General features: G+C 66.6%; 17 protein-coding genes and 1 tRNA gene. 11 read left to right on the forward strand and 7 right to left on the reverse strand.

All coding sequences use genetic code 11. The features are described from left to right. The first annotated feature begins 7 nt into the window (after nt 1-7). On the forward strand, nt 8-466 hold the full coding sequence (locus DZC52_RS12780) for a hypothetical protein (protein ID WP_116651536.1): 459 nt from the start codon (nt 8-10) through the stop codon (nt 464-466). A gap of 45 nt (nt 467-511) precedes the next feature. Here the strand turns inward: DZC52_RS12780 and DZC52_RS12785 are convergent, their stop codons facing one another. Next, nucleotides 512-1,537, reverse strand: a complete 1,026-nt coding sequence (locus DZC52_RS12785) for a TIGR00341 family protein (protein WP_116651537.1) — start codon at nt 1,535-1,537, stop codon at nt 512-514. A 126-nt stretch (nt 1,538-1,663) separates the two neighbouring features. On the opposite strand from DZC52_RS12785, the gene DZC52_RS12790 reads away from it, so the two are divergent. Further along, on the forward strand, nt 1,664-2,056 hold the full coding sequence (locus DZC52_RS12790; RefSeq protein ID WP_147307704.1) for a hypothetical protein: 393 nt from the start codon (nt 1,664-1,666) through the stop codon (nt 2,054-2,056). Between the two features lie 20 nt (nt 2,057-2,076). On the opposite strand, the gene DZC52_RS12795 is transcribed toward DZC52_RS12790, so the two are convergent. The 3 genes from DZC52_RS12795 to DZC52_RS12805 all read right to left on the reverse strand — a co-directional run bounded on the left by DZC52_RS12795 (nt 2,077) and on the right by DZC52_RS12805 (nt 4,657). Continuing rightward, on the reverse strand, nt 2,077-2,823 hold the full coding sequence (locus DZC52_RS12795; RefSeq protein ID WP_181918946.1) for a CPBP family intramembrane glutamic endopeptidase: 747 nt from the start codon (nt 2,821-2,823) through the stop codon (nt 2,077-2,079). Next, nucleotides 2,810-3,445 carry a TetR/AcrR family transcriptional regulator gene (locus tag DZC52_RS12800; protein ID WP_116651540.1) on the reverse strand — a complete coding sequence of 212 codons (636 nt, stop codon included), beginning with the start codon at nt 3,443-3,445 and terminating at the stop codon, nt 2,810-2,812. Before DZC52_RS12800 ends, DZC52_RS12795 begins: the two co-directional genes overlap by 14 nt. Nucleotides 3,446-3,523: 78 nt before the next feature. Further along, on the reverse strand, nt 3,524-4,657 hold the full coding sequence (locus DZC52_RS12805) for an alanine racemase (protein WP_220338373.1): 1,134 nt from the start codon (nt 4,655-4,657) through the stop codon (nt 3,524-3,526). Nucleotides 4,658-4,815: 158 nt separating this feature from the next. Between DZC52_RS12805 and DZC52_RS12810 the strand changes: the two genes are divergently transcribed. From DZC52_RS12810 to DZC52_RS12825, 4 genes are all read left to right on the forward strand, one after another. Continuing rightward, on the forward strand, nt 4,816-6,531 hold the full coding sequence (locus tag DZC52_RS12810; RefSeq protein WP_181918947.1) for a diguanylate cyclase: 1,716 nt from the start codon (nt 4,816-4,818) through the stop codon (nt 6,529-6,531). A 152-nt stretch (nt 6,532-6,683) separates the two neighbouring features. Further along, nucleotides 6,684-7,184: a CIA30 family protein gene (locus tag DZC52_RS12815; RefSeq protein WP_147307705.1), complete on the forward strand. Its 501-nt coding sequence runs from the start codon at nt 6,684-6,686 to the stop codon at nt 7,182-7,184. A 91-nt stretch (nt 7,185-7,275) separates the two neighbouring features. Further along, a complete protein-coding gene (ppc, locus tag DZC52_RS12820) occupies nt 7,276-9,978 on the forward strand; it encodes a phosphoenolpyruvate carboxylase (RefSeq protein WP_116651544.1) in 2,703 nt (900 codons plus the stop codon). A 61-nt stretch (nt 9,979-10,039) separates the two neighbouring features. Then, nucleotides 10,040-10,115 (forward strand) — tRNA-Thr (locus DZC52_RS12825). A gap of 267 nt (nt 10,116-10,382) precedes the next feature. Here the strand turns inward: DZC52_RS12825 and DZC52_RS12830 are convergent. Both DZC52_RS12830 and DZC52_RS12835 read right to left on the reverse strand, forming a co-directional pair. Beyond that, nucleotides 10,383-10,982, reverse strand: a complete 600-nt coding sequence (locus tag DZC52_RS12830; protein ID WP_116651573.1) for a YceI family protein — start codon at nt 10,980-10,982, stop codon at nt 10,383-10,385. Continuing rightward, nucleotides 10,979-11,704, reverse strand: coding sequence for a CDP-alcohol phosphatidyltransferase family protein (locus DZC52_RS12835; RefSeq protein WP_181918948.1), 726 nt, complete (start codon nt 11,702-11,704; stop codon nt 10,979-10,981). Before DZC52_RS12835 ends, DZC52_RS12830 begins: the two co-directional genes overlap by 4 nt. Nucleotides 11,705-11,802: 98 nt before the next feature. Between DZC52_RS12835 and DZC52_RS12840 the strand changes: the two genes are divergently transcribed. Genes DZC52_RS12840 through DZC52_RS12860 form a run of 5 tightly spaced genes read left to right on the forward strand, consistent with a single transcriptional unit; the run spans nt 11,803 to nt 16,064 of the window. Next, nucleotides 11,803-12,777, forward strand: a complete 975-nt coding sequence (locus DZC52_RS12840) for a zinc-dependent alcohol dehydrogenase (RefSeq protein ID WP_116651546.1) — start codon at nt 11,803-11,805, stop codon at nt 12,775-12,777. A gap of 29 nt (nt 12,778-12,806) precedes the next feature. Next, nucleotides 12,807-13,205, forward strand: coding sequence for a 6-pyruvoyl trahydropterin synthase family protein (locus DZC52_RS12845; protein ID WP_116651547.1), 399 nt, complete (start codon nt 12,807-12,809; stop codon nt 13,203-13,205). Then, complete coding sequence (locus DZC52_RS12850; protein ID WP_116651548.1) at nt 13,202-14,278, forward strand: glycosyltransferase family 4 protein; 1,077 nt, start codon at nt 13,202-13,204, stop codon at nt 14,276-14,278. The genes DZC52_RS12845 and DZC52_RS12850 overlap by 4 nt, the downstream gene beginning before the upstream one ends. Continuing rightward, nucleotides 14,275-15,135, forward strand: coding sequence for a class I SAM-dependent methyltransferase (locus DZC52_RS12855; protein ID WP_116651549.1), 861 nt, complete (start codon nt 14,275-14,277; stop codon nt 15,133-15,135). Before DZC52_RS12850 ends, DZC52_RS12855 begins: the two co-directional genes overlap by 4 nt. Continuing rightward, nucleotides 15,132-16,064 (forward strand): lysylphosphatidylglycerol synthase transmembrane domain-containing protein, encoded by a 933-nt coding sequence (locus DZC52_RS12860; protein WP_116651550.1) that lies wholly within the window; start codon nt 15,132-15,134, stop codon nt 16,062-16,064. Before DZC52_RS12855 ends, DZC52_RS12860 begins: the two co-directional genes overlap by 4 nt. Here the strand turns inward: DZC52_RS12860 and DZC52_RS15565 are convergent. Beyond that, complete coding sequence (locus DZC52_RS15565) at nt 16,043-16,192, reverse strand: hypothetical protein (protein WP_181918949.1); 150 nt, start codon at nt 16,190-16,192, stop codon at nt 16,043-16,045. The two genes, DZC52_RS12860 and DZC52_RS15565, sit on opposite strands and share 22 nt — an antisense overlap. Between the last annotated feature and the right edge of the window lie 53 nt (nt 16,193-16,245).

The following is a 16,245-nucleotide window of genomic DNA, read 5'->3' on the forward strand; positions in this document are numbered from 1 at the left end:
TGAAGGAATGAATGCGCGGGTTGTGATCGCCTTTTTCTCTGTGGGAGTGCTTTCGGCTTCCGCCTTCCTGCTGGTAACCGCCTCGCCGCTGCTGAGTCGTGGGGTACCCGGCATCGAGTCGATGCCCATGGGTACACTGATCGCCTGGCTCGGCATCGTGGCGCTGCCCCTGGGGATTTATTCCGCGCTTGGCGGCCTGCATCCGCCCAGGAGAGCGGTCGATCGCGCGACGAGCGCGATCATGAAAGCGCTGCTCACGCTGGCCGTGGCCTGGGTTCCCATCAGCTACGGCCTTTCGGGCAACCTGGCGTTCACCTTCGAGCGCAATGCCGGTTTCCGGGGCAGCGAGAATGCGCTTTTCTGCTTCTTCTACGGCACGATCGGTCTGGTCCTGGCGCCGCTCGTGGTGATGCTGCTCTATGGCGCGGCCAGCTGGCTCAGCCGCGGAAAGGACGCCCGGCCATGACCTCGCGGCGGCATTTCCGCGGGCCGCCTTGGGGATTTCTGCGGATCATGGCGTTTCGAGCCGCAAGTTGTAGTAGATGAAGCCGGCGGCGAGCGCGGCCAGGATCACGATCCAAAGCACCATGAAGACGGTTGCCGAGCGCTTGGCGCGGCTCTTCTCCCACCACTTCCTCGGCGTCAGGCCGCGGCTGAGAAAGACCGTCATGGCAGCGAGGTTCACCGCGGCGATGTTCGTGCTGTAGAGCAGGGCGGCGCCGACCGCGCCTTGCCAATGCCCGGCGCCGGCGAGCAGCGCGGCCACGAGCAACGGAGGCAAGAGGGCGACGGCAACCATCACGCCCACGAGTGCCCCGGCGATGCCGCTGGTCGTTGCCAGTGCGCCGGCGCCCCCGGCGGCCAGTGCGAGGATCAGGTCGAGGTGGTTGATGCGCGTGCGCATCGCGATTTCCGGCAGCGAGGGGTCGACCTTGAAGTACCACCCGCAGATGACGCCGAGAACGACGGCGAGCGCGACGCCGCTCATGCCGGTTTTCACGGCGCGGATGCCCAGCTCGGTATCGGCCAGGGTGGTGGCCAGGGCCAGCGCCATGTTGGGGCCGAGCAGGGGGGCGATGACCATGGCACCCACGATGACCGCGACGTTGCCCTGGACCAGGCCGACGGCGGCGACCACCGAGGAGAAGAGCACCATCCAGAGGTACTCGGCGTTGAGCTTCGCATTGCGGCCGATCTTGGCGTGCAATTCGATACGGCTCAGCCTGTTCGATTCCTCGCGCTCTTCCTCGCTGGTTCGACCGGCCTCGTCGTCCTCATCGGGTTCGGGAGGAACCGGCAGCGTGGCCTCGACGGCATAGACGGTCATGCGGATCTCGTCGTATCGCTCGCTGAGGGACTCGAACCTGTCGAGAAAGCTCTCCACCTGCCCCTGACGGACCAGCACACGGAGAACCGCGCGGCGGTCCTCGTCGCTGTCGAGACTTTCGATCGCGATGGGATCGAGCTGCTCGACGCGTTCGCGAAGTCCGGCCAGGCGGTCGGCGGGCAGGGTCAGTTCGATCAGGCGCGTTTCCATGTCTGTCCCTCGATGAAAACGCCTGCATTATGCCTCAGCAACGCTCGGTTGCCTTGAGCCGGCGTACTTGAGTCGAATAACTCGTTTGTATGGGTGAAGGGATCGCTCTATGAGAGGAAAACGAGGATGACAACGATTCGGTCGATATTCATGGCCTGTTCGGCCGGGCTGCTACTTGCTGCCTGCGGTGGCTCGGACGGCACGGAGGACAAGGTGGACGGCCAGGTCAGCGCGACGCTGGACGGTACCACTTACACACTGCCTGCTCGCTGCCGCGAGCACGAAGGCGAGATCAGTATCTTTTCGGTCGACGACGGCAGCGGTGTCGAGATTGCGGCCCGACAGATGGGCGAGAAGCTCAATCTCGATATCTTCGTCGGCGAGTCGGACTACAGCACGCCCAACCTGGATCAGTGGGAACGCACTTCGGAAGGCCTGGAAGGTAGCGGTCGGCTCTGGCTCGACAATGCCGACAACTACCGGGAGTATCCGGTGACAGTCCAAGCGAGTTGCGGTTGATGCGCGGGTTGCGCTGAGTGTCACCGGATGCGGGTGGCGCACGGCGTCGCCCCATTCTTGTCGGGCTCGGCGGTGATCTCCTTGCGCATGGCGAGCCAGGACAGCGCTCCGGCGTAGGCGTCGATGACGACGTGCAGGAGGATCGGCCAGAGCAGACTGCCGGTGAGCACGAACAGCCCCGCCATCACGAGCCCGAGACCGACGGTGCGCAGGATGCCGCCCGGACCCTGGTAGGCGTGCATCAGCCCGAAAACCGCGCTGCTCAGGAGCATCGCGGCCCACACCGGAATGAAACCCGCCAGCCACTGCATCAGATAGCCCCGATAGAGCAGCTCCTCGCAGATACCGGCCGTGAGCGAAACGGGCCCGATGAACCAGATCGCCTCGCGACGGTCGTTGGGCAGCATCCAGGCCAGCGGCTGCATGGCTTCGGCGGTCTGTTTTCGCACGGCCGGATCCCCGGCGACCGAGCGCAGGGACCAGGCCAGGTAGAGCGCCAACGGAACCAGGGTCGCCGCGACGAGCGGTGCGCCGAACCATGGTGCTTCCCGGACAGCCAGCGCCGCGATCGACAGACCGCTCGAGGCATGGAGAGCCAGCAAGACTAGCGTCAGGCTCCAGAGCTGGATGCAGGTGGTCCGGTAGGCGGCGACCTTGAGGGCGGGATCGGCCATGAGGCGGGCGCGCAGGACCGGTCCGCGCCAGAACTCCCAGGCGGGAAAGAGAACGACCAGAACGGCCACAAGAAGAAGGTCAGCAAGGTTCATCGGCGTCATCTCCGAGATAGGCGAGCAACGCTCGTTTGAGTTCATGGGTGAAGGCCGCGCCGGACAGCTCGATCGAACGCGCCCCGAAGAGCAGGCGCGTCTGCGCCTGCGTGACCAGGCCGGTCAATCCGATGGGCACCGCGACCTCCGGCCGGGGATGGCGAATTTCGTCTCGGCAGGCCAGCAGCCAGGCGGTGTAGTAGTGCAGGATGCGTTCCGCACTCTCGATCTGCTCGGTCGACTGTGCGTTGTCGGTCGAGTACTGGCGTGCGACCAGGGCCTTCATCAGGTGGTGGTGCTGCCGGTAGGACTCGACCAGGCTCTCTACGAATGCGTCCACCCGCCCGGACAGGCCGATGCCCTGCCACTTCGATTCGTCGACGAAGGACTCGATGGCCTTGAACTGCTGCCGGTGGATCCAGTCGAGCAGCACGGGCAACAGCGCGTCCTTGCTCGAGAATCGCTTGTAGAAGGCGCCGACCGAGGTGTGTGCTCCGGAGACGATATCCGCGACCGAAAGGGCTTCGAACGGCCGGTCCGCCAGCAGGCGGACGGTGGCCTCGAAAATCCGCTCGACGGTGGCGCGTGCGCGCGCCTGGCGGGGTGGCTGGTAGGTGCTCATGGCCGCAATTCTGCGGCGCTAAAAAGAGAATGGCAATCTACAAACAGCGTAATGGCAGGCGGTTTGGCGATAAGCCTGCTACCAGCCCCGGCAACGCTCCAGCTTCCGAACGGGCCGGCCTTCCGGGTCTGCCAACCAGAAATGCTCGAACTGACCGGCGGTGGCGCAGGCGTGGTTGGGCAGGATGCGCAGGCGGCGGCCGATCGGGAAGTCCTCGAGCTTCAGTGCTTCGCGGTCGCGGCGGGCGAGAATGCCGTGCTCCTGGTTGGTGGCGCACACGATCACTTCCGGGCAGAGAACCCGACCGGTTTCGTCGCAGACCACGCCGTAGCCGCGGTCGACTGCCTGGTCGGCCGTGCCGCCGTCGCGGGACAGTGACATCCAGCCGGCATCGACCAGGACCTGGCCGTGCTCGCCCCGGTGCCCGATGACTTCGGTCAGCACCGAGACGGCGATCTCGTCGAGTTCGCACACGCCCAGTCCGGCCATGACGAGGTCCATGAATGCGTAGACGCCGGCGCGGACCTCGGTGACGCCGGTCAGGTCTTGCGCGAACGTTGCCGTCGGTGTGGAACCGACGCTGACCACAGGCGCTTCGAATCCCGCTTCGCGCAGCGCTTCGGTGGCCGAGACGGCGGCCAGGCGCTCTTGCTCGGCCGCACGCACCAGGCAGTCGCGGTCGCGGCAGGCATAGGACCCGCCCGCGTGAACCATGACGCCGGCCGGTGTTGCGCCGCCGTTTGCCAGGATCCGGGCAGATTCGACGAGGGCAGGGTCGTCGGGCTGGAAGCCCGCGCGATGCCCGTCGGCGTCGACTTCGAGCAGCACGCGGAAGTTCGTGTCCAGCCGCTGCGCGGCATCGGCCACGGCGCGGGCGGCGTCGGGATGATCGAGGATCAGCGTCAACTGCATGCCGTCGGCGATGCGCCTTGCGGCCGCTTCGAGCTTGCCCGGGGCGATGCCGACGGCGTAGAGCAGGTCGGCAATGCCGTCGGCAAAGAAGTAGTCGGCTTCGGCGAGCGTGGAAACCGTAGCGCCGCCGGGTTGGCCGGCGAGCATGCGGCGCGCCAGTTCGACGTTCTTGACGGTCTTGAGATGCGGCCGCAGGGGCACGCCGAGCCGCTCCAGGCGCTGATTCAGGCGCGCGAGGTTTCGCTCGAAGCGTTGCTCGTCAATCAGTAGGGCCGGTGTGTTCGGTCTGTGCTGGCTCATGATGGTTCACGTCTTGATTGTGAGTCCTTACGCCCATTATCGCCGCCCGGTTCGTCTGCCGGTCGCCGGGTTGGAGGGTCGGCGCTTGTCGTGGAGCATGGTGCTGGCATATGGTGCAATCTGGCCCAATTGTTAGCGGACCGGAGAAGGGGATGTCGTTGGAACCCCGGCTGCTTGTGAGCGCACTGGAGCACTCACCCAGCGCCGTTACGATTTTCGAGCGCCGGCCGGGTCCCGGCGCGCCTGCGATCGTTTATGTCAACCGGGCATTCGAGGTAATGACGGGGTACGCGCGCGATGAGGTGCTCGGCCGTGAATTGGGTTTCCTGCGGGGTGAACTAACCGATCCGGATGCAGTGGCATCTATCGGTGCTGCCATCGCCGACGGTCGTTCATACGAGGGTGAGACCTGGTTCTACCGCAAGAGCGGCGAAGCGTATCTGATGCGCCTGGCGATGACGCCGGATTTCGACGATTCGGGCGTGTCGAGTCATTTCATTGCGGTTCAGCGAGACGTGACCGAGCGGCGGAAACGGCAGCGTCGACGGCAGGATCTCGAGCTGATCGTTCATCTCCAAAGAGAGATCGTTACGGGAGGGCTGGATCTGCAACGTGTCAGGCAGAAGGTCGTCGACGCCGCGCTGCAGATCAGCGGCGCGGATGCTGCAGTGGTTGAAGAAGCTGAAGACGACGAGATGGTCTACCGGGCGGTGGCCGGCCGCGCGCAGGGCTCCCTGGGTCTGAGGCTCCCGGTCGAGGGAAGCCTCACGGGCTTGTGCTTTCGCAGCCGTGAACTGATCAAGACCGACGACACGGAAGCTGACCCGCGCGTGCACCGGGAGGCCGCCCGCAAGGTGGGTTTCGTGTCGGGAATCCTGGTCCCCCTGATTCATGATCAGCGATGCTACGGTGTGCTGAAGGTCTACTCTTCTCGACCTTCTGCGTTTTCCAGCGATGAAGTGCAGTTGCTCGAAATCGCCTCCGGTATTCTCGCGGCCGCGCTGTTCAATGCGGCCAGTTTCGAAGCGGAGGTCAATCGCAGAAGTCTGCTGGTCGATTCCATCCCGATACTGGTTTCCTTCATCGACAAAGAGCGTCGTTACCGGGAGGTCAACGCAGCTTACGAAGATTGGTTCTGCGTGAAGGCCAGCGATATCCGCGGTCAGTTCATGTGGGAGGTTCTCGGCGATCAAGCCTACGAGCGGATTCGATCCTACGTCGATGCGGCGCTCGAAGGGGAGGAAGTCAGCTACGAGGCCGAGATCCCCTACAAGGAAGGGGGAAAGCGGGTCGTCCTCGCCCAGTACCAGCCCAGTCGCGGCCACGATGGAGAGGTCACGGGCATGTACGCCGTGGTGAGGGATCTGACCCAGGTCAAGCAGGCCGAGTTGGACTTTCTGACCGGGCTGTGGAATCGTCGCAAGTGCGAGGAAAAGGCGACCGAGTTGCTGCGCCAGGCGGATCGTTACGACCAGCCCTTGGCCCTCATGCTTCTTGACGTCGACAACTTCAAAAGCATCAATGATCGCTTCGGGCACGCCCACGGCGACGAGGTGCTGAAGGGGGTGGGCCATCACCTGGGCAATACCGTTCGCGGCGTAGATGTCGTGGGGCGATGGGGCGGCGAGGAGTTCATTATCCTGGCGCCGGAGACGGGTCTGGATGAAGCAAAGTTGCTGGCGGAGAGAATCTGCGCGGAGCTGCGCCGGCAGTCATTTGCCGGATCGCAAGCCGTCACCGTCAGTATCGGGGTCACCCGGGTGAGCAAGGGCGAGCGGCTCGAGCAGGCGCTGGAACGAGCGGATGAGGCCCTGTATCGCGCCAAGCGGGAAGGGCGCGATCGCGTGGCGGTATCGGAACCCGGCGATCCCTGACACCCGCCCCTTCACGGCCCTTGGGCTAGTCTCAGGTCGTGTATACGCGCCTCAGCTCTTCCTGGACCCCGCGACCTGCCTTGAATGGCGGATTCAAGCTCACGCTTGTGCTGGCAGTCTGGCTCTTCTCCGCTCCTGTATTTGCCGACGATATGGTTGACACTCACTTGTTGTTCGATTTCACCAGCGGGCGTTCGGATTCCTGGAGCGTGGTCAACGACGGTGTGATGGGCGGCCGTTCGAAGGGGTACTTCCAGATCGAGCGCGGCGTGCTGCGCTTCAGCGGCACTCTCGTGACCCGGGGCGGCGGCTTCACTTCCGTCCGGACTTTCCAGTCCTTCGATCTTGCCGGGTTCGAGGGCCTGGAGCTGAAGGTGCGGGGAAACGGCCGCAGCTTCGAGGTCGAAGTCAACGACGGGCAACGAGTCGGCTGGCGAGGGGTCTCCCGCCGTGCCCCTTTCGAAACGCAGAGCGACTGGCAGACGGTGCGCGTGCCGTTCTCGGCACTGCGGGCGACGATCTTCGGACGCCGCGTCGATGCGCCACCGGTCGATCTGTCGGAAATCGAGCGGATCGGTTTCTACATCCTCGACGGCCGGGACGGCCCGTTCGAACTCGAAGTCGAATTCATTCGCGCCTACCGCGCGCAGTAGGTTTCGGCGCCTCATTTGGGCCGATTGCGGGTATTCACCCGGCCGGGCGTTTACTATTGCGGCCCATGCCCACACAAGCACCTTACACGCCATGAAACGCCAGGACATCGATTTTCCCGCCGAACATCAGCCGCTTCGCGACGACGTCAGTCTGCTCGGCGGCATGATCGGAGAGTTGCTTCGCGAGCAGTGCGGCGATGCGCTGTTCGAACGCGTAGAGACGTCCCGTTCAGCGGCCATTGCCCGGCGTGTGGGCGAGGATGACGGCTCGGGCCTGCTGGAGCAGTGCCGTATCGAAGACGCCGGTGAGGCCAGCGCCTTCGTACGCGCCTTTGCCGCCTGGTTCCGCATGGTGAACCTGGCCGAACAGGTCCACCGCATCCGGCGGCGGCGCGAGTACATGGCGGCGGGAGAGGATGTGCAGCCGGATTCCCTGGCCGACGTGTTCGAAAAGCTGGCCGACGAGGGCAGGGATTGGGAAGAGGTGCGCTCGAGCCTGGACGATCTGCTGGTTGAGCCTGTGTTCACCGCGCATCCAACCGAGGCCACGCGCCGTTCGATGCTGGAGAAAGAGCAGCGCATGGCGCGCTACCTGGTCGAGCGCCTTGACCCGGGCCTTTCGGAGAACGCGGCCAATCGCCTCATCGATCGTGTTCGCATGGAGCAGACCATTGCCTGGCAGACCGCCGAGCAGTCGCGCACGCGGCCCAGCGTGGCAGACGAGGCGGAGCACGCGCACTACTACCTGGCCAACGTGCTCTACCGTGTCGCACCTGTCGTGCACGAGAACCTGGCCGAAGCCGCCACCCGTGCCTGGGGCAAGGAACTGTGGCCGGGCGACCTGCCTTCGGTGCTGCGCTTCGGCTCCTGGGTGGGCGGCGACATGGACGGCAATCCCAACGTCACCGGCGAGACGGTGATGGAGACGCTGACCGAACAGCGCCGCCAGGTGATCGGCAACTACCTCGGAGAAGTGCGCCGGCTCAATCGCCTGCTCAGCCAGACGGACGGGCGCGTGGAAGTCAGCGCACCAGTGCGCGAGCGCGTCTCCGAGTACCGCCGTCTCCTGCCGCAGGAGGCCGAGGCCATCCCGGCGCGCCATGCGGAGATGCCCTACCGTGTTCTGCTCAGCCTGGTCGAGGCCCGCCTCAAAGCCACCGTCGACGACAGCGAATGTGCCTATGGGCACGTCGATGAATTCGCCGCGGACCTCAAGCTCATCGCCGAGAGCCTTCAGGCCAATCGCGGCCGCCGCGCCGGCCTGTTCCCCGTCGAGCGCCTGCTGCGCCGGATCGATATCTTCGGTTTCCACCTGGCGGCGCTGGACCTGCGTATCGACTCCGGCGACTTGCACGAGGCGGTGGCCGAACTGATCGACGATCCCGAATGGCCCGACCGGGCGCCTGAAGAAAGAACCGCCTATCTCGAGGACGCCGTCGGTCAGGGCGGCGTTCCGGACGGTGCGGACGCCGGCGCCACGCATCCGGTGTTCAAGCTCCTGGCGGCCGCGGGCCGGGCCCACGACAAGTTCGGCGGCCGGGCGATCACCACGCTGATCATCTCGATGAGCCGCAATGCCGACGACATCCTGGCCGCCTGGTTCATGGCGCGAGCCGCCGGCGTGGACCGCAACGGCCTGGACATCGTGCCCCTTTTCGAGACCGTCGACGATCTGATCGCGGCCGAAGGCGTGATGGAAGGCCTGCTCGCCCTGGAGGTCTGGCGCGAACTGCTCGCGCAGCGCGGCGACCGCCAGACGGTGATGCTCGGCTACTCCGATTCCAACAAGGACGGCGGCATGGTCGCCTCGCGCTGGTCCCTCCAGGACGCCCAGCGCAAGCTTCTGGCGCTTTTCGAGCAGCACGGCGTGAAGGTCACGTTCTTCCACGGCCGCGGCGGCACGGTGGGGCGCGGCGGCGGCAAGACGCCGCGCGCCGTCCTGGCCGCGCCCGTCGGCTCGGTGGGCGGTCGTCTGCGCATGACCGAACAGGGTGAGGTCATCCATCGCAAGTACGGGCTGCGAACGATCGCCGTGCGCAATCTCGAACAGACCACCGGCGCGGTGATCAAGGCCGGCTTCCTCGACCGCGATCCCGACAGCGAGGAAGGGCCCTGGCGCCGCGCCATGGCGCGCCTGGCCGACCACTCGCGCAGCGCCTACCGCGAGCTCGTCTACGGCGACGAGAGCTTCGGTGAGTATTTTCGCCTGGCCACGCCCATCGACGTGATCGAGCGCATGCGCATCGGCTCGCGCCCGGCGTCTCGCGCCAAGAAGACCGGCATTTCGGGCCTTCGCGCCATTCCCTGGGTGTTTGCCTGGGGCCAGTCGAGGCAGGGGCTTCCGGGCTGGTACGGCCTGGGCACCGGCCTGGAACGCCTGATCGACGACATCGGATTCGACCAGGTCGAGGAGATGGCGCGCGAATGGCTGTTTTTCTCCAACCTGCTCTCCGATGCCGAAATGGCCATGTCCAAGGCCGACATCGGCATCGGTCGCCACTACGCCGCGCTGGCCGGCGAGCTGGGCGAGCGCTACTTTCCGACCATCGAGCGGGAGTTCGCCCGAACCCGCGAGATGATCTGCCGGATCCGCGGCCAGGACGAACTACTCGACAAGGACCCGACGCTGAAACGCTCGATCCTCCTGCGCAACCCTTATGTCGACCCGATGAGCTTCACCCAGGTCGAACTGCTCGAGCGCTGGCGCGCCGGCGGCTCGAAGGACGAGGCCCTGGAACTGGCCCTGATCGACAGCGTTCACGGCATCGCCCAGGGGTTGCAGAACACAGGCTGATCGACCGGTCACCGGGGTGACACAGGCACCCCGGAATGGGTATAATCCCGCGCTTGCCGGCGCCGGTGTAGCTCAGTTGGTAGAGCAACGCATTCGTAATGCGTGGGTCAGCGGTTCGAATCCGTTCACCGGCACCACTAGATCGAAAGGAGCCCCGTCACTCGACGGGGCTTTTTCGTATCTACCGACGGATTCGAACCGCTGACCATCAAAATCGGTTCGAGATTCGCGCGCCAGCGCGAATTCGCTGGCGCGGAGCGCCAGTCCGAAGGACAAGCGGCCGCAGGCCGCGCAGCCATCCGTTCACCGGCACCATAATTTTGGAGAAGCCTCGCACCTTTGCGGGGCTTTTTCAGTTCTAGGGCTTCGATTCGAACCGCTGACCAAACAATCGGTTCGACCCACTACTCCCTGATCGCCTCGAACTCGAAAATCAGATCCACCTCGTCGCCGACGAGGTTCCGCTCGACGCCGTAGGTCATGCCCCATTCGCTCCTGCGGATGGTGGTCCGGGCGGACACGCCCAGCGTGTATTCGCCGTGGCCGAACGGATACTCGGCGGCCTTGTTGAGGGTCACGTCCAGCGAAACGGGGCGGGTTTCCCCGAGGAGGGTGAGCTTTCCTTCGAGCGTGCCGCGCCTGGGGTCGTCGTCTTCGGGCTGCCAGTCAGTCGCTTCGAAACGGATTGTTGCGTGCTCGTCGGCGTCCAGGAAATCATCGTTGCGGAGATGCTCGTCGCGACGGTCATGGTTGGTGAAGACGCTGTCGGCTTGCACGAGCACTTCGCCCTCGCGCAGTTCGTTGGCTGCCTCGTCGTAGACGAAGCTTCCCTCCGCCTCCAGGAACTGACCGAGCGTGTCGGCATAGCCGATGTGCTCGACCAGGAAACCGATCGAGAAATGATCTTCATCGATCCGGTACTGCGCGTTTTCGGCCAGGGCGGGAAGTGACGAGGCGAGGATGAGTGTCGCCAGGGTGGTGCGGACCTTGGAAAGGAGTTTCATGGCATCCTCCATTGCGTAGGTTGGGAAGCCCGGCGATGACGAAACAGCCAGGCCGTATCCAGGGCGAAGGAGATAGTCAGCGCCAGCAGCGCGCCGGCAAGCAGGGTCGCCCTGAGCGCTTCGGGCAGGAAAGGCAGCAGGGCCGTCGGCAATGCACCGACCTGGACGACGCACACGAGCTTGCGGCGGAAGCGATCGGGGAGGGGGCGTGACAGCCAGGGCAGCAGCAGGCCGGCCAGGACGAAGACCGGGCGCATCAGGCCGATCGCCAGCACCCAGGCCGGCGCCAGGCCGGAAAGCCATAGAGCGGCGCACAACACCAGGATCAGTGCGGCGTCCGTTTCCATATCGAAGCGTGCCCCGAATGCGCTGGATTCGTCGAAGCGGCGGGCCAGCCAGCCGTCGAGGCCGTCGAGCGCCAGGGCGGCGAGGGTCAGCGCGATGACCGCCCCGGCCCTTTCCCGAAAGAGGTCCGGCTCGATCAATGCGCCGGCCAGGGAGCAGACAATCACGGCGCGCAGCAGGGTCACCCGGTTGGCCCAACCCGACAGCGTCCGGTCCGGCCGGATGTGCGCCAGGATCGCGGCAAGCAACGTGTAGGCCGCCACTCCGCCGAGGACGGGCCAGCCGTTTCCCCGCCAGGCTTCGGCCAGCCAGGCCGACAGGCCGGCGGTGAGGATCGCGCCGGCGCCCAGGTCGAACCCGATGCCTTTGCCTTTCATGCTTGCATCGTGCCACATCGCGCTGGGCCGGTGCGTCAACGTCGCTCTCACTGGGTTATCGTGATGATTGGCGTGCCATTGCAAGGGAAACCCGATCGATGACCGAAATCGCCCGTGCCTTCTGGATCGTTGCGCCCGGTCGCGGCGAGATCCGCGAAGAGGCCTTGCCCCGGCCGAAGAAGCGGGAAGTGGCTGTTCGTACACTGCATTCCGGTATCAGCCGGGGCACCGAGTCGCTGGTTTTCAACGGTCGTGTGCCCGAATCGGAACATGAGCGGATGCGCGCGCCGTTCCAGCAGGGTGACTTTCCCGCCCCCGTGAAGTACGGCTACTGCGCGGTGGGCCGCGTCGAAGCGGGCGAGGAGGGACTCGTGGGGCACAGCGTGTTCTGCCTGCATCCCCATCAGGATCGCTTCGTGGTTCCCGCCGACGCCGTACTGCCCCTGCCCGATGCCGTACCCGCCGACCGGGCCGTGCTGGCGGCCAATATGGAGACGGCGCTCAACGGCGTGTGGGACGCCCGCGTCGGTCCCGGCGACCGGGTGACGGTGGTGGGCGCCGGGGTGGTCGGTGCCCTGGTCGCCTGGCTGGTCGGCCGCGTGCCGGGCACCGAAGTCACGCTGGTCGACGTGGCCCCGGGGCGGCAGGCCCTGGCCGAGGCCCTGGGCGTGGCATTCGCCGCGCCGGAGGGCGCCGCGGGTGAGCAGGACGTGGTCGTCCACGCCAGCGGAACCGAGGCCGGACTGGTGACCGCCCTGGGCCTGGCCGGCAACCAGGCTCGTGTCGTGGAAATGAGCTGGTACGGCGATCGGCGGCCGGCCGTACCGCTGGGCGAGGCGTTTCACTCGCGCCGACTGTCGCTGGTGGGCAGCCAGGTGGGGCAACTGCCGCCCGATCGCCAGCCGCGCTGGGATCATCGACGGCGGCTCTCACTGGCGCTTCGCCTGCTCGCCGATCCAGGGCTGGATGCCCTGATATCCGGGACGAGCGAATTCGAACACCTGCCCGAGGATATGCCCGGCCTGCTGGCCGGCGCGGGCGAAGTCCTCTGCCACCGCGTCGACTACGACTGAAATCCAATCACTGCAATCCAGGAACCAGGATGTTTTCACTCACCGTTCGTGACCATTTCATGATCGCCCACAGTTTCACCGGCGAGATCTTCGGGCCTGCGCAGAAGCTTCACGGCGCCACCTATGTCGTCGAGGCCAGTTTCATGCGCCCCGAGCTCGACGATGACGATCTCGTCGTCGACATCGGCCTGGCCGGCGAGGTGCTGGGCAAGATACTGGGGGAGTTCAATTTCCGAAACCTCGATGAGCTCGAGCAATTCGAGGGACGCAACACGACGACCGAGTTCATGGCCCGGGTGGTTTTCGACCGGCTCGCTGAAGCGATCGAAAACGGCCGGCTGGGGCCGACCGGCCAGGGGCTCACTCGCCTGCGCGTGGAGCTGCACGAGTCCCACGTCGCCCGGGCCGCCTACGAGGCGAGTATTTGAGTCTCTCGGCGACTTTCATCGTGCCCGGTGACCCGGGCCAGCGCACGGGCGGCTATCTCTACGATGCCCGCATCGTTGACCAGCTGCGCGCGCTGGGATGGTCGGTCGAGGTAATTGGGCTCGAGGGGCGTTTCCCCGATGCCGACGGGACGGCCCGAAGGTCCATGGAGCAGGCTCTGGCCGCCGTCCCGGACGGCCAGGCCGTGGTCATCGACGGATTGGCGCTCGGCGGCGTCCCCGAGGCCGTTACCGCACAGTCAGGCCGCCTGGATCTCACTGCGCTGGTGCATCACCCACTGGCCGATGAAACCGGGTTGAGCCCTGCCTTGCGCACGCGGCTGCTCGCGAGCGAGGCGCGCGCGCTGGCGGCCTGCCGCCGTGTCATCGTGACCAGCCCGTTCACTGCGCGGCGCCTGGGCGTGCTGGGGCTGGATCCACGCCCGCCGGCGGTGATCGAGCCGGGCGTCGAGCCAGCCGCACTGGCCGGGCCGGTCGCCGACCGCCTGGCCGGTCGCGAGTCCGGCGGATGCGAAAGGCTGCTTTGCGTGGCCAGCCTGACGCCGCGCAAGGGCCAGGACATTCTGGTGCAGGCGCTGGCTGCGCTGGTCGACCGCGACTGGCACTGCGTGCTGGTCGGCTCGACCCGACGCGACGCTGAATTCGCCGCGCGTGTGCGCCGCGCCATCGACGAGGCCGGCCTGGGTGCGCGGATCGAATGCGTCGGGGAGTGCGGGCACCAGGCCCTGTCGGCCGAGTATCACCGCGCGAGCCTGTGCCTGTTGCCCTCGCACTACGAGGGCTACGGCATGGTCGTGGCCGAATCCCTGGCCCGCGGCCTGCCGCTGATCTCGACCACCGGCGGCGCGCTGGCCGATACCGCGCCCGCCGACTGCTGCCTTCGGTGCGCGCCGGGCGACGTCGAAGGTTTTCGTTCGGCCCTGCAGCGCTGGTTCGATGATGGCGCGCTTCGTCACCGCCTTGTGCGCGCGGCGGTCGGCAGGCGCAATGGGTTGCGCGACTGGCCTGCGGCGGGAAGCGCGTTCTCGGCGGCGTTGCGGGAGGTGCCGGCATGATGCCGGGCGCGGATTCACGATTCGACGGCGATTGGCTGGCGCTGCGCGAGGCGGCCGACCACACGGCGCGCTCGGACGCGCTCGCCGGGCGACTGGCCGAGCGGCTCGCGCGCCGCGCGCCGCTGCGCGTTCTCGACCTGGGCGCCGGCACGGGCAGCAACCTGCGCTGGCTCGCGCCCCGACTGCCCGGTCCGCAAGACTGGCTGTTGCTCGACCACGACGCGGAACTGCTCGATCGCGCACAAGTTCTGGCCGCCCCGGTTTCGCGCGACGATCGCCCGACTCGCGTCGAGGCGCGCTGCGCCGATCTCGCTGAACTATCGCCCGAGCTTTTCGAGGGGTTGGACCTGATGACCGCGTCGGCCCTGTTCGACCTGGTCTCGGCGTCCTGGCTGGAGCAATTGGCTGACTGCATCGCAAGTGCCGGCGCGGCGGCCCTGTTCGCGCTTACCGTCGACGGCCGGCGCGGTTTCGTGGACGCCGCAGGTCGAGCGCTGATCGACGATGCCGATCGCTGGATGGTCCGGCAGTTCAATGCCCATCAGCTTCGCGCCAAGGGCCTGGGCAGGGCGCTGGGGCCGGCCGCCGCATCCGCGCTGCCCGAAGCGCTGACTGCGGCCGGCTTGCGGGTCTTCACCGAGCGCGCCGACTGGCGACTGGCAGCGGGTGAGCCGCAAAACGGGCCATTGGCTCAGGCCCTGATCGCCGACTGGTCGCAGGCCGTGGAAGAGCAGTCGCCTGAATCGAAGGCGCAGGTGGCCGCCTGGCGTGATCGGCGCCTGGCCACGCTCGAGGCGGGGCGAATCGGCCTTTATGTCGGTCACGTCGATGTTCTGGCTCTGCCGGAGGCGCCGTGAGTGAAAGGCGACAGCCGGGACCCTCACTGCGCTGGTTGATCAGCCTGGCGGTGCTCGCCGCGCTTTTGTGGTGGCTCGATCCCGCCCGGGTGGCCGCCCAGGTCACGGCCCTCTCGCCCGGCTGGCTGGCCGCCGCCCTGGTGGTCACTGTGGTTCAGGTGTTGCTGTCGGCCTGGCGCTGGCGGTTCACCGCCAGCCGGCTGGGCCTGGCGCTGTCTCGAACGCGGGCGCTGGCCGACTACTACCTGGCGATGTTCGTCAACCAGGTCCTGCCCGGCGGCGTGCTGGGCGACGCGCTGCGGGCGCACCGCCACGCGTGCCACAGCGGCGCGGTCGGTCCGGCCTGGCGGGCGGTCCTGATCGAGCGTTTTTCGGGCCAGCTTGTCGTTGCGCTGGGTACCGCCGGCGTGCTGCTGTTCATGCCGCTCTGGCGAGACGCGCTGGCCGCTCTATGGCCCGAGCGGGTCGGGGTCTGGATGGCGGCCGCGGCGGTACTCGGTCTGTCGGCCATCGCGCTCTCCGGCGCGGCGAGGCGCTTTCCACAGGGCTGGCGCGATCTTCGCGCCGACCTGTATCGGGCAATGCTGGCGCCGTCGGCCTGGCCGCGGCAGCTGGCGGCTTCGCTGGCGGTGGTGTGCAGCTATGCGCTGGTGTTTGCCCTGGCCGCGCGCGGCATCGGTGTCGGCCTCGACTTTGCCGTGTTGCTGGCCGTCGGCCTGCCGGTCCTGCTGGCCATGCTGATTCCTTTCTCGGTCGCCGGCTGGGGCTTTCGCGAGGCGGCCGCGGCGGCCGTGTGGCTGGCGCTGGGCTTGCCAGGCGAACAGGGCGTGGCGGTGGCGATGACCTACGGCGCCATCAACCTGGTCGGGGCGTTGCCGGGGGCGGTCGTGCTGGCCCGGCGTCCGCTTCAGTCATGGAGGGCAAGATAGATGGCCTCGCCGATCTCGGTGCCCCAGTGGAACAGCAACAGGCCGAGGATGATCATGCCCACGCCCATGATGAGTCTTTGCGGGCCCTTGCCGATGCGGTTCCATTTCTGCCTGATCGTTTCGTTCATGCCGGCTCTCCGTTCTGTCATGGCTGGATGGAAGCGCTCATATTGGCGCCCGT

Source organism: Wenzhouxiangella sediminis, from assembly GCF_003410055.1.
GTDB classification, from domain to species: domain Bacteria; phylum Pseudomonadota; class Gammaproteobacteria; order Xanthomonadales; family Wenzhouxiangellaceae; genus Wenzhouxiangella; species Wenzhouxiangella sediminis.

What these genes read in the sequence shown, in the direction of transcription:
- DZC52_RS12780 (WP_116651536.1), top strand. Translation starts at nt 8, where the DNA reads ATGAATGCGCGGGTTGTGATCGCCTTTTTCTCTGTGGGAGTGCTTTCG.
- DZC52_RS12785 (WP_116651537.1), bottom strand. Translation starts at nt 1,537, where the DNA reads ATGGAAACGCGCCTGATCGAACTGACCCTGCCCGCCGACCGCCTGGCC.
- DZC52_RS12790 (WP_147307704.1), top strand. Translation starts at nt 1,664, where the DNA reads ATGACAACGATTCGGTCGATATTCATGGCCTGTTCGGCCGGGCTGCTA.
- DZC52_RS12795 (WP_181918946.1), bottom strand. Translation starts at nt 2,823, where the DNA reads ATGAACCTTGCTGACCTTCTTCTTGTGGCCGTTCTGGTCGTTCTCTTT.
- DZC52_RS12800 (WP_116651540.1), bottom strand. Translation starts at nt 3,445, where the DNA reads ATGAGCACCTACCAGCCACCCCGCCAGGCGCGCGCACGCGCCACCGTC.
- DZC52_RS12805 (WP_220338373.1), bottom strand. Translation starts at nt 4,657, where the DNA reads ATGAGCCAGCACAGACCGAACACACCGGCCCTACTGATTGACGAGCAA.
- DZC52_RS12815 (WP_147307705.1), top strand. Translation starts at nt 6,684, where the DNA reads ATGGTTGACACTCACTTGTTGTTCGATTTCACCAGCGGGCGTTCGGAT.
- ppc (WP_116651544.1), top strand. Translation starts at nt 7,276, where the DNA reads ATGAAACGCCAGGACATCGATTTTCCCGCCGAACATCAGCCGCTTCGC.
- DZC52_RS12830 (WP_116651573.1), bottom strand. Translation starts at nt 10,982, where the DNA reads ATGAAACTCCTTTCCAAGGTCCGCACCACCCTGGCGACACTCATCCTC.
- DZC52_RS12835 (WP_181918948.1), bottom strand. Translation starts at nt 11,704, where the DNA reads ATGAAAGGCAAAGGCATCGGGTTCGACCTGGGCGCCGGCGCGATCCTC.
- DZC52_RS12840 (WP_116651546.1), top strand. Translation starts at nt 11,803, where the DNA reads ATGACCGAAATCGCCCGTGCCTTCTGGATCGTTGCGCCCGGTCGCGGC.
- DZC52_RS12845 (WP_116651547.1), top strand. Translation starts at nt 12,807, where the DNA reads ATGTTTTCACTCACCGTTCGTGACCATTTCATGATCGCCCACAGTTTC.
- DZC52_RS12855 (WP_116651549.1), top strand. Translation starts at nt 14,275, where the DNA reads ATGATGCCGGGCGCGGATTCACGATTCGACGGCGATTGGCTGGCGCTG.
- DZC52_RS15565 (WP_181918949.1), bottom strand. Translation starts at nt 16,192, where the DNA reads ATGAACGAAACGATCAGGCAGAAATGGAACCGCATCGGCAAGGGCCCG.